Below are 12,827 nucleotides of genomic sequence, written 5' to 3'. Positions count from 1 at the left end.
CATTATGAAATTAACTTTTTTGGGAACCAGTGCAGGGTCGCCGACACAAGAACGTAATGTCAGTAGTATTGTGTTAGATCTGCGGGAAGAGAGAGGAAAATTATGGCTTTTTGATTGCGGTGAAGGAACACAAATGCAAATGTTAAAAGCTAAATTAAGCCTTTCAAAACTTGAAGTTATTTTTCTTACTCATCTACATGGCGATCACCTGTTTGGTTTACCCGGGGTACTTACCAGCCGTTCTTTAATGCAACACCAATCTGCTTTAACGTTAGTTGGACCTAAAGGAATTAAGCAATTTATTCAAACAGTTATTGACTTGAGTTATTCATGGCTATCTTATCCGCTTAATATTATTGAATTAGAGCATGATTGTCTGGTTTTCGATGATAATAAGTTTTGTGTCGAAGCAAAATTATTGCAGCATCGAGTACCAAGTTTTGGTTATCGAATTATCGAAAAAGATTTGTCGACCAGATTAAACATCGATAAATTAAGAGCAGATAATATTGATATTGGTCCACTTTATTCACTTTTGAAAGCGGGGCAGAGTGTAACGCTTAATGACGGTCGAGTGATTAATGGTTTTGACTATCTGGATGAAGTGAGGAGCGGGAAAAAGATTGCTATTTTAGGCGATACTATCCCTTGTGATGCCTCGATTGAATTAGCAAAAGAAGTAGATCTATTAGTTCATGAGGCAACGCAAGAACATGCACTTGAAGAAAAAGCACTTGAGCGAGGGCATTCTACCACTATTCATGCAGCAACGATTGCTAAGCAAGCCAATGCTAAACGACTGATTATGACACATATTAGCCCTAGATATAGTTTGGAGAAAAATGAAAAATTAGTGAACGAAGCAAAAAGCATATTTAATAACAGTGAAATAGCTATAGATTTTGCTTCATTCAATATTTAATTTCTTTTACTTAGATCCGGCTAATTAAAGGCAAAAATCTTTGATCAAGTTTTCAATTGTTAATTTAGTTGGTTTCAAAAAGTCCATTGAAATAAATTCATCTGGTTGGTGTGCTTGTTCGATTGACCCCGGACCGAGCACAATGGTTGGTGAAATTTGATTTAAGTAAGGTGCTTCGGTACTGTAATTGACAGTTTGTGCACTGTGACCAACCAGTTTTTCAATATGCTGTAAAGCCGGATGATCCTTTTTACATTCATACCCGGGAATTGGTGAAACTTCGTACTCAATAGCAACCCGATTTGGGTATTGTTCCATAACTGGTTTCAGCGCTTCACAAAGTGCGTTATATAACGAATCAACATCATTATTTGGTAAAACACGAATATCAATAATAAGTTCACAGCATCCGCATATACGGTTAGCCGCATCTCCTCCATGAATAACACCCAAATTAAGCGTTGGATAGGGCACGCTAAACCCGTCATTATGATATTGCTCTTTGAATTTTTGTTTAAGGATTAATAAACGTTCAATGACTAAATGCATTACCTCAATAGCATTAATTCCTTTATCGGGATCACTTGAATGTCCCGATTTACCAATCACTTTTATCGAGTTAGAGATAAATCCTTTATGTGCTCGTATCGGAATTAATGAAGTCGGTTCGCCGATTATGGTACAGTCGGGTTGAAGTTGGGTATTTCTGGCGAAAAATGATGCACCGGCCATGGATGTTTCTTCATCGGCAGTAGCAAGAACATATATTGGTTTAGTTAATTTTTTTAGATCAATATCGCGCAGCGCATCTAAGATAAAAGCAAAAAAGCCTTTCATATCGGCTGTACCTAAACCATACAATTTATTGTCTTCTTCAGTTAATTTAAAAGGATCTTTAGTCCATTGACCGTCATCAAACGGAACAGTATCACTATGTCCACTTAATAATAATCCACCTTGTGTTTTATTATTGCTGTTGGAGTAGGTTGCTAACATATTGAATTTTTGGCGCGTATTAGGAACGGGCTGAATTTCAATTGTAAAGCCTAACTCTTCAAACCATGTTGTTAATTTGTCGATTAAAGGTTTATTGGAATAATCTAATTTTTCATTAGAAACATTGCTAATTGTTGGTGTTGAGATTAATTCGTTATAAAGCGTTAAAAAAGAGGGTAAAGCCATGAAATTCACCTTTAAATAAAAATATACAATAGATCCATTTAGAATTTTCTAAGCATAGCATTTACTTCATTATTTGCCTATAACTAACCGATAGAGTTTAATCGCTTAGCTAAAATTAGCTTTTATTGCGCTTATTTCATGTCTTGATTTAATTTATAATAAACATTTGCTATTATTTAACAAATTATGGACAAATAGCATATAACGATTAATTCTTTCGTTAAGCTTGATATTAAAAATTAATCAGTTTAAAACAAGGTATTGGTTATGAAAAAAATAAGCAAAAAATGGATTATTATTGTACTTGTTATTATTGCTATTAGTTTTATTTTATGGCAACAATTTAAACCTGAAGGTTATGGCGCCGATTTTACCAATGGAAATGGGCGTATTGAAGCAACTGAAATTAATATTTCAACTAAATTAGCCGGAAGAATTGAAAAAATTAATGTCGATGAAGGCGATTTTGTTAAAGCAGGCCAACCGCTTGTTGTGATGCAAACTGATACTTTGCAAGCACAATTGAATGAGGCTCAAGCGCAGCTTTTGCAAGCAGTCAGCAATGAAACTAGTGCGAAAGCTCAAGTCGCCATTAAAATCAGTGATAAAGCAGTCGCATCAGCAGTAGTTAATCAATATGCCAGTGATTTAGATATCGCCGAAAAACATCTTCAACGAACAAAAACCCTTTCCCAAAAAGGGGCATTATCCATACAGCAATTAGATGATGATACGGCGAAAGTAAACAGTGCCAAAGCTACCCTAGATTCGGCAAAATCCAAAGTAGTTGCTGCCGATGCAGCAATTGACGTTGCTAAAGCTGAATTACAAAGCGCTCAATCTGCTATCCAAGTTGCTCAAGCGAGTATAAGACAAATTCAAGCAGACATTGATGATAGTACTTTAACTGCGCCTGTTGATGGACGTATCCAATACCGTATCGCTCAATTAGGGGAAGTTTTACCTTCTGGAGGTAAAGTCTTAAATTTAGTCAATTTATCTGATGTTTATTTAACCTTCTTTTTACCTGAAACGATAGCCGGGAAAGTAGCCATTGGTGATGAGGTAAGACTGGTACTTGATGCGCTACCTGAAAAACCAATCTCAGCCAAAATCTCTTTTGTTTCTAGCGTCGCTCAATTTACTCCGAAAACAGTGGAAACCAAAGATGAGCGTCAAAAATTGATGTTTAGAGTAAAAGCCCAATTAAGTCCGGAATTATTGAGATGTTATATCACTCATGTTAAAACAGGATTACCTGGCGTTGCTTGGGTTCGACTTGATCCTAAAACTGAATGGCCAGCCGGCTTATCTGATATTGCTAAATGTCCAACAAAATAATTGGAGATAGCTTATGTCAGAATCAGACAAACAGGATTTAGTGAACTCCACAGAAACTAGCTCCGATGATGATGCTGTCGTCAAAATCAGCGATGTTAGTTTGCATTATAAGAAAAACTGTGCGTTATCCAATATTAATTTAGCTATTCCACCTCGATGCATGGTTGGATTAATTGGTCCTGATGGTGTTGGTAAATCTAGCTTACTTTCACTCATTGCAGGTGCTCACGTTATTCAAGAAGGGTTAGTCTATGTTTTAGAAGGTGATATGCGTGACAAAGACCATCGTAAATCGGTTTGTACTCGTATCGCCTACATGCCACAAGGGCTTGGAAAAAATCTTTACCCCACCTTATCTGTTGAAGAAAATCTTCAATTTTTTGCCCGTTTATTTGGTAATGATGCAGCAGAGCGACGCCGTCGTATTGATGAGTTAACACGAAGTACCGGATTATATCCTTTTTTATCGAGACCTGCTGGCCGTTTATCTGGCGGTATGAAGCAAAAAGTCAGTTTATGCTCTGCTTTAATTCACGATCCGGATTTGTTAATTTTAGATGAGCCAACCACCGGTGTTGATCCACTTTCAAGAGCGCAATTTTGGCAATTAATCAATAAAATTCGCAAACAAAGACCGCAGATGAGTGTCATTGTTGCAACGGCTTATATGGATGAAGCACAAAACTTTGATTGGCTGGTTGCTATGTATGGGGGAAAAATCTTAGAAACCGGCACGCCTAAATCATTATTAGCTAAAACCGGTAAAGATAATTTAGATGATGCGTTTATTCAGCTAATGCCTGAAAGTGCCAGACAAGGTTATCAAGCGGTTGAAATTCCACCATTAGATCTAAATAAAGATTTACAAATAGCTATTGAAGCTAAAGGATTGACTAAACAATTTGGCGATTTTATAGCTGTAGATCACGTTAATTTTTCTATTAAGCAAGGTGAGATATTTGGTTTTTTAGGCTCAAATGGTTGTGGAAAATCAACGACAATGAAAATGCTGACCGGGTTATTGCCCATTTCATCGGGTGAAGCTTGGTTATTTGGTAAACCTGTAGATGCCAGTGATATTAATGTCAGACGACATCTTGGCTATATGTCGCAAGCTTTTTCTTTATACAGCGAATTAACTGTCGAGCAAAACCTTGTTTTACATGCTCGCTTGTACGGTATCAATGAAAGTAAAATTCCTGCACGCGTACAAGAACTACTTAAACGTTTTGGTTTAGTGCAAGAAGCGCAATATCTACCCGATAGTTTGCCTTTAGGTGTCAAGCAGCGATTATCTTTAGCCGTTGCGGTAGTGCATAATCCAGAAATTCTTATTCTTGACGAGCCCACTTCCGGTGTTGACCCTATAGCACGTGATGACTTTTGGCGTTTGATCATTGAACTTTCTCGCAAAGATAAAGTTACCGTTTTTATAACCACACACTTTATGAATGAAGCAGCAAGATGTGATCGCATCTCATTAATGCATGCAGGTAAAGTGCTGGCCAGTGATACGCCAGATAATATTATTGCTGCTAAAGGGGCAAAAACGCTAGAAGAAGCTTTTATAAACTACTTAATCGATGCAGGCGCAGACGATAATCATACTGAAGAAAATTCAACCACAGCCGAGAAATCTTCGCCAGAAAATCAAATACAAAAAACGCAAAACCCGCATTTTAGTGGCTTTAGTTTAACACGGATGATTGGGTGTTTATGGCGAGAAACGCTTGAATTATCGCGCGATCCCTTGCGAGCTCTATTGGCTTTGTTAGGTTCGGCTATCTTAATGTTAGTCATGGGGTACGGTATTACAATGGATGTTGAAGATCTACGTTTTGCTGTTCTTGATCGTGATCAAACAGTGGTTAGCCAAAATTACACGCTTAACTTATCGGGTTCTAAGCGATATTTTATTGAAAGGCCGCCGCTGACTAATTATGACGACATGGATGCACGATTACGTAGTAATGATATTGCGCTGGCGATCGAAATTCCCCCTAATTTTGGGCGAGATATACAACGTGGTGATCCGGTTGATATTGCTGTATGGATTGACGGCGCTATGCCACTACGAGCTGAAACGATTAAAGGTTATGTTCAAGGCATGCATCTTGCGTGGTTAAGCCAAAAAGTGAAAGAAACCACCGGAAGTGATTCAATTAGTTTGGCCAATATTGAAACTCGATATCGTTATAATCCTGATATCAAAAGTTTGCAATCAATGGTGCCAGCCGTTATTCCTATATTACTTCTTATGATCCCTTCAATGCTTGCAGCATTATCTGTTGTTCGTGAAAAAGAGATGGGATCTATTATTAATCTCTACGTGACGCCAGTGACAAGAGCAGAGTTTTTATTAGGTAAACAGGTACCATACATTATCATTTCGATGTTGAGTTTTCTGTTACTACTTTTTATGGCTATCACTATTTTTGGTGTGCCGATAAAAGGAAGTCTCTTTACTTTATGCCTTGCGGCTTTTGCATATTGTATCATTTCAACAGGACTAGGCTTACTTGCTTCAACCGTCACTCGTAGCCAAATCGCCGTTATCTTTTTGACCTGTGTGGGCACAATGTTACCAGCAATTCAATTTTCAGGATTACTTAACCCGGTTGCTTCTTTAGAAGGAAGTGGTCGTTATATTGGTGAAGTTTATCCAACCACGCATATGTTAATTATTGCCAGAGGCGTATTTAACAAAGCACTAGGGCTTATTGATTTGCACCATTCTATTTTGGCTTTAATCATCACAATTCCAATTGTGCTTGGTGCCAGTATTTTGCTTCTTAAAAAACAGGATGGATAGATATTATGCAAAGTTTAATTAATATTTATCGTTTAGGTATTAAAGAGCTTTGGGGACTACTACGTGATCCTATCATGCTGTTGCTCATTGCTTATTGTTTTACCTTTGATATCTATATTGCCGCCACCGCAACATCAGATTCATTACATCACGCCTCAATAGCTGTTGTCGATGAAGATGATTCGCCACTATCAAGACAAATTACTGCCGCTTTTTATCCACCGATGTTTAACAAACCTGTTAAGTTATATTCCATGGATGAAGTGGATCGTGGAATGGATACTGATAGTTACACTTTTGCGTTAAATATTCCACCTAATTTCCAACGTGATGTGCTAAATAATCAAAGCCCTGAAATTCAACTCAATATTGATGCAACGAGAATGGGGCAGGCTTTTGTTGGAAATGGTTATATTACTCAAATTATTACTGGTGAAGTTACACAATACGTTAATCGTTATAGTCAAGCAACTAATTTACCTGTTAATATTCAAGTTCATACAGCTTTTAACCCCAATTTAAGCCGATCTTGGTTCGGTTCTGTTATGGAAATTATCAATATTGTCACAACATTATCGATTATTCTTACCGGAGCGGCTTTAATGCGAGAGCGAGAGCATGGCACAATTGATCATCTTCTTTCCATGCCAGTGACGCCATTTGAAATCATGATCTCTAAAGTTTGGTCAATGGGGTTAGTCGTCTTGATATCAACATGGGTAGCTTTGCTGTTAGTTGTGCACAGTTGGCTTAATGTACCAATTGCTGGCTCGATTACGTTGTTTCTTGTCGGGGCGGCACTGCATTTATTTGTGACAACGTCACTTGGAATATTTATGGCAACGGTTGCTAAATCAACAGCTCAATTTGCGATGTTACTTATTTTGATATTGCTGCCACTGCAAATGTTATCTGGCGGTAGTACACCAAGAGAAAGTATGCCTGAGATCGTTCAAAATATTATGATGTTTGCCCCTACCACTCATTTTGTCGAATTAGGGCAGGCAATATTGTATCGAGGAGCTGGTCTAAATGTCGTTTGGACTTCTTTTGCATGGTTATTGGCAATTGGGACAGTTTTCTTTTTATTTGCTTTAAAACGTTTTCGTAACTCCATTGTTAATATGGGATCCTAAAAGCGTTGATATAAATGTAAACCAACAATCCGGTATTGTTGTTATTATTGCGCCATTATGAAATGCTGATTTACCTTTATGATTTGAAAATGCCTATAGTGAACTAGAAACATCAGCCCAAATTATTTGGCGCATTGCCATAATCGAGTTATTTGTAGAATATGTTAAGATTGTTTAGGAAAATATTATCTCACTAATGGTAATTCGTTCCAACGAGTAGTATAACGTTTACTTAATAGCTCTCGTTTGATTTGCCATGGTGCTGCTTTTCTGGTTCCACCTAATGAAATGGTATTTTTCCCCATTTTTTGATTTATCAGATCAATTGTTTTCATTAACTGATCATTCTTATGTTGTAAAGTTATTGATTGTTCAGTAATAAATAAATCAGACTGACAATAGTTATCTTTCGCCTTTAGATCAAGTAACATCACGCCAGATTTCATAAACATAAATCCCTTTTTATAAATTGTTTGTAACCCTTTTTGTGCTGCACGAATAATTAATCTTGAATCGTCAGTTGGCGAACTAAGCGGTACAACTATCGATGGATTATATTGAGCTAAATCCTGACGAAAGTGGTTTGTTTTTAAAAAAACAAGTACAGCATTTGCGACTGATTTTTGTTGCCTTAGTTTTTCTGCCCCTCGGCTTGCATGAATACGAATAGCTTCCTGTAAATCAAATAATTCGCCAGTTAATTGACCAAAACTACGAGATGTCATAATGTTTTTTTTCGGGGTAGAAAGATCATCCAATTCTATACAGCTTATTCCATTTAGTTCAAGTATTGTGCGTTCAAGTACGACTGAAAATTGTTGCTTAATTTGTTTTAAGTTAGCACGACGAAGATCTAACGCAGTAGTAATACCTAGGTTTTGCAATTTTTGAGCAATACGCCTACCAACTCCCCAAATTTCATCAATAGGAAATGTTTTTAATATATTATCCAGTAAGTTGGGATCATCAGGAAGACAATAAACGCCTTGATGAATGGGTTGTTTTTTAGCAATATGATTTGCTAACTTTGCTAAAGTATGGGTATGACCAATACCGATACTCACCGGAATGCCTGTATCACGCTTTACAACTGCTCTTAAGTTTTTGCAATGTGTTGTGACATTTGTAAATCCGGTTAATTGAATAAACGCTTCATCAATAGAGTAGGGTTCAATATCAGCAGTATAATGACGAACTGTATCAAATACACGCTCACTCATATCACCATAAAGTTCATAATTAGAACTCAATAATTTAATTTTTCTTCTAATTTTGGGTTCAATTTTGTAAGCTGGCATTCCCATTGGCACTAAAGGTTTGAGCTCATTAGAACGAGCGATAACACATCCATCATTATTGGATAAGATACCAATGGGTTTTCCTTCTAATTTTGGGTTAAAAACACGTTCACACGAAGCATAAAAATTATTACAGTCAATTAATCCTATCATCAATGGCCTCGTTTTCGTAACGAATGAATGGTATGTATTACCACTCCCCAAATGTGGACATCTTTACCAGTTAGCGAAATAGGGGGATACTGTTTATTGCCGGATAATAAGTAGTATTGTTCTTCAATTATACCTAAACATTTACAGGTTAATTCACCATCAACAGCAGCAACAACTATATCGTCTATTTTGGGTTCTAAAGATCTGTCGACAACTAATAGATCTCCACTGTAAATACCATAATCAATCATTGAGTCACCTACAGCTTTAATATAATAAGTCGCACTAGGATGTTTGACTAAATGCTGCGTCAAATCAAGCTTGGTTTCCAAATAGTCATCGGCCGGTGAAGGAAATCCTGCTCTAACCGGTGTATCAACTAAAGGTAAATAGTTTTTGATTGAATTATCTACAATCCCTAATACTACACAATATTTATTCAAGAAAATTCTCCTAAAAACAACACGAAATTCATCAAATATTTTTATATCTGCTGATGTCATGTATAAATATACAGTATTTGTTGCCTGATTCAATAAAAAGAATGTAAAAAAAAAGAAATCCAAAATAATTACTGTTTAGTAAGTTTTTTTCCTTATTAATAAATTTTGTTATATGCTGTAGATCATAAAAAAGTATATTGCTTAAAATCTAAACGCCAAATAACTTAGATAAGCTTTATTACTTAAAAATTTTCTGTTGTATAGCTAAACTTTTATTATGATGATAAACAAAAAGGATAAATAGGGATTGTTATTTAGAAATGATGATTTTTAGTGCCTATTTGATTTGAAAAAAGTTAAAATATATCCCAAATAAAAAATAAATTAATTGAGAAATATATCGGTTTACGGTCTAACGTAAAAAGTAATGCACTGCTGTCTATTCGTTTTTTAGGTTCTATACTTTTTTAATTCATTAACAAAAGGAATAATACCATGAAAAGATTTTTGAGATTAGCATTATTGTTTTCTTGGATTTTTACCATTTCTTATGCTTATAGTGCTCAATTACCACCTGTTGCTAATATTACAAAAGGGTTAGCTGATAGTGCTAAAAATTCACTATTAGGTCCTAAGGAAAAATTCCCGGTTAAAGTCGAAGGCGGCTATGAAGTGGCGAATATTTTTTCTTATCTCAATTATGTTATTTTTGAATATAATATGCCAACAGATAGTCAAAGTATGTCTATTAGCGATTTTTCAGAAAATATTCGACAAGGTCTTAGTGACCAATTTTGTGATAAGCCAGATGTGATTGACGCATTAAGATTATATGATATTCGTTTTTTATTTCGCTTCAAATTTACCGATAATCGCAATATACCTTCCACGTTATCAATTGATGAAATTTGTGACAATAAATAGATTGGAGCAGATTAAAAATCCAAAAAATAGATATCGCCCTCATGTTAAACAGAGGGCTTTTTTATGTTCAGCGTATTTTTAAATTTATCGAAGATATAAATTAATTTCAAATTTTGCTATTTATTTATACCCAAAAAACCTATACTTCCTAACCCTCATATGATAATGATTATCATTATTATTTATGTGGGTAATATTAATTTAGTTGTGTTTATTTAATAACTATGCTTTTTAAAAGGAACTAAGTATGGGATATAAGAAAATAAGTATACTGTTACTCTGTATGAGTTTTTCTCTTCAAGCAGAATCTTCAACTGGTGAGAATATTTCATCAGAAAACAAAGATGAACAAGAATTACAGACAAAAAGGAATAAAAGTAACGTAAATAGTGAAGATATCGATGATGTTATTACCGTTATAGCAAGATCAAACTCACAAGATCAATTGAAAAAAATTAATAGCGTTATTGCGGGGCGATCAACACTTACATCAGGTTTGATAGATCAAAAACAAGCAGATAATGTAGCTGAATTACTCAATACATTACCAGGCGTGAGCGCCGCCGGTTCGGTTAGACCCGGTGGACAGACGTTAAATATTTGGGGATTTGGTAAAGTAGAAGATGTAAAAATTATTGTTGATGGCGCACAAAAAGGTTTCCAAAAATACCAACAAGGCTCGGTTTTTGTTGAACCTGAATTACTTAAACGGATTGAAGTGAATAAAGGCCCGCATGATGTCAAATTTGGTAATGGTGGATTTGGTGGGGTAGTAACTATGGAAACTAAAGATGCGATTGATTTACTCGATCCTGATAAATATGTTGGTGCCTTAGTTAAATATAGTTTCCATTCAAATAATCATCAAAATATGGTAACAACTGCTGTTTACGGTAGAACAAAAGATGATATGTTTGATGGACTGTTTTACTACACTAACCGCGATAGTGGCAATTTTAAAAGACCGGATGGTTCTCGATTTGTATTCTCAGAAGATGATATGGACACCTATATGGGGAAATTAAATTTTAGACCTAATGAAGAGCATACGTTCACGATATCCGGTATCCGCTCAAAACGAGATTCATGGCAGCCATGGGCAGCAAAATATGTCGAAAAGATGACGCCGCCAACGCCTGCTCAAATTAAAAAATATGGATATAAAGCAGCTTGGCTAAGAAAATTAGTCAAACGTGATCAAACAGATGAATCAGCGCAATTTAAATGGAACTATCAACCAACTTATAATCCGTTAGTCGATTTTACCTTACGTGCCACATATTCAAAAACAAAGCAACATGACACGAGGCCGGCCAAATATAATCCGGTTTCTTCTTTAGGTACCATGGGCAATGAGAGTTGGGTCAGTTACACTGATAAAACCGTTGAGCTTGAAAATAACAGTATTTTTACTACAGGGCCAATTGATAATGTTCTAAAAATTGGTGCGCAAGTGCATTTGCATGATCGTGATACGTTGATGTATTACAAAAATTATGAGAAAAAACCAAATTATAATCATGGTTATTTCCAACCTGCTTATATGCCTTCCGGAAAACAACAAAATTATAGTTTTTATCTACAAGATGAATTATCGATTAGCAATTTTGTCTTAACGCCAAGCCTTCGATACGATTATGTTCGTAATCACGGTAAGAAAAATTATGCATCAGCTTATAATGATCCGGATCCTCGTTATGGACATAATTATTCGCCTGTTACCTATGCCGGTTGGACACCTAGACTGGGTTCATATTGGCAAGCGACAGAAAATATCGGATTTTTCGGTGATATCAGCTATGCATGGCAAGCACCGACTATTGATGAAACTTATGAGGTTCAATTCACACCTAAAAATGGTGGTAGTGGTAAAATCTCTGCAACCAGTCGCAATTTAAAAAAAGAGCGTGATTTGTCGATTCGAGTGGGAAATATCCTCGATTTCAATAATCTAATGTTAGACGATGATAAATTACAAGTTCGAAGCACATTATTTAGACAGCGTGTTACTAACGAAATTTTTGTTACTCGTGGTTTTAATGGCTCTATTTGTGGACCCGGTAAATCGTGTCCGGTTGGCCAATCTAATTATCGAAATCTGCCCGGTAAGTTAGTGGTAAACGGATTTGAACTAGAAACTTTTTATGATAGTAAATATTGGTTTGCCAGTGCAACTTATTCCATTCAAAAAGGAGAGCGAGACACCGCGCCACAAGCTCCATGGATGCATAACAAAACTTATGTTGCGACAATTTCACCTCGTACAGCAACTTTAACTACCGGTTTTAAAATTCCTCAATGGAATTTAAGAGCAGGTTGGAATGCTCAATTTGTCAGAAAACAAGATCGAACAGGGTCAGAAGATAGAAATCATGATGGACTTGCTGATCTTGACGCGTATGGTTTAGGTCGTTCATCAGGTTATTCATTACATAATTTATTTGCAACCTGGCAGCCAACATTTTTACCAAAAGCTGAAGTTAAACTGGCCGTTGATAATATCTTTAACAAAGATTATCGACTATATTTAGGTGAAAATACTTATGGTTTAGCACGCAACTTTAAAGCAAGTTTTTCATATAAATTTTAATACTTATCTAACATTAAACTGTTAAT

At 35.9% G+C, this 12,827-nt stretch carries 9 protein-coding genes; 6 read left to right on the top strand and 3 right to left on the bottom strand.

Annotated elements, in window-relative coordinates:
• Positions 1 to 4: 4 nt before the first annotated feature.
• Entirely contained in the window at positions 5 to 922 is a 918-nt protein-coding gene (gene rnz / locus J3U42_RS06935) for a ribonuclease Z (RefSeq protein ID WP_267336053.1), read from the top strand.
• A 24-nt stretch (positions 923 to 946) separates the two neighbouring features.
• Here the strand turns inward: rnz and argE are convergent, their stop codons facing one another.
• The gene (gene argE, locus J3U42_RS06930; protein WP_267336052.1) at positions 947 to 2,104 is read right to left on the bottom strand and encodes an acetylornithine deacetylase; all 1,158 of its coding nucleotides are present in this window, start codon (positions 2,102 to 2,104) and stop codon (positions 947 to 949) included.
• A 267-nt stretch (positions 2,105 to 2,371) separates the two neighbouring features.
• Between argE and J3U42_RS06925 the strand changes: the two genes are divergently transcribed.
• Genes J3U42_RS06925 through J3U42_RS06915 form a run of 3 tightly spaced genes read left to right on the top strand, consistent with a single transcriptional unit; the run spans position 2,372 to position 7,393 of the window.
• Positions 2,372 to 3,445, top strand: coding sequence for an HlyD family secretion protein (locus J3U42_RS06925; protein ID WP_220217375.1), 1,074 nt, complete (start codon positions 2,372 to 2,374; stop codon positions 3,443 to 3,445).
• A 13-nt stretch (positions 3,446 to 3,458) separates the two neighbouring features.
• Positions 3,459 to 6,257, top strand: coding sequence for a ribosome-associated ATPase/putative transporter RbbA (rbbA, locus tag J3U42_RS06920; RefSeq protein WP_267336051.1), 2,799 nt, complete (start codon positions 3,459 to 3,461; stop codon positions 6,255 to 6,257).
• A 5-nt stretch (positions 6,258 to 6,262) separates the two neighbouring features.
• The gene (locus tag J3U42_RS06915) at positions 6,263 to 7,393 is read left to right on the top strand and encodes an ABC transporter permease (protein ID WP_220217373.1); all 1,131 of its coding nucleotides are present in this window, start codon (positions 6,263 to 6,265) and stop codon (positions 7,391 to 7,393) included.
• Positions 7,394 to 7,578: 185 nt separating this feature from the next.
• Here J3U42_RS06915 and J3U42_RS06910 read toward each other — a convergent pair whose 3' ends face one another.
• Entirely contained in the window at positions 7,579 to 8,844 is a 1,266-nt protein-coding gene (locus J3U42_RS06910; RefSeq protein WP_267329532.1) for a Y-family DNA polymerase, read from the bottom strand.
• Positions 8,844 to 9,287 carry a LexA family protein gene (locus tag J3U42_RS06905; protein WP_267329533.1) on the bottom strand — a complete coding sequence of 148 codons (444 nt, stop codon included), beginning with the start codon at positions 9,285 to 9,287 and terminating at the stop codon, positions 8,844 to 8,846. Before J3U42_RS06905 ends, J3U42_RS06910 begins: the two co-directional genes overlap by 1 nt.
• 495 nt (positions 9,288 to 9,782) lie before the next feature.
• Here J3U42_RS06905 and J3U42_RS06900 point away from each other — a divergent pair, with 495 nt between their 5' ends.
• Positions 9,783 to 10,211, top strand: a complete 429-nt coding sequence (locus tag J3U42_RS06900; protein ID WP_220217370.1) for a hypothetical protein — start codon at positions 9,783 to 9,785, stop codon at positions 10,209 to 10,211.
• 247 nt (positions 10,212 to 10,458) lie between these two features.
• On the top strand, positions 10,459 to 12,801 hold the full coding sequence (locus J3U42_RS06895; RefSeq protein ID WP_267336050.1) for a TonB-dependent hemoglobin/transferrin/lactoferrin family receptor: 2,343 nt from the start codon (positions 10,459 to 10,461) through the stop codon (positions 12,799 to 12,801).
• The last annotated feature ends 26 nt before the right edge of the window (positions 12,802 to 12,827 follow it).

The sequence above is a fragment of the Gilliamella sp. B2923 genome (genome assembly GCF_026536565.1).
GTDB lineage: Bacteria > Pseudomonadota > Gammaproteobacteria > Enterobacterales > Orbaceae > Gilliamella.
The sequence above is the reverse complement of the archived record's forward strand: the minus strand, read 5'-3'. Positions and strand labels throughout refer to the sequence as shown.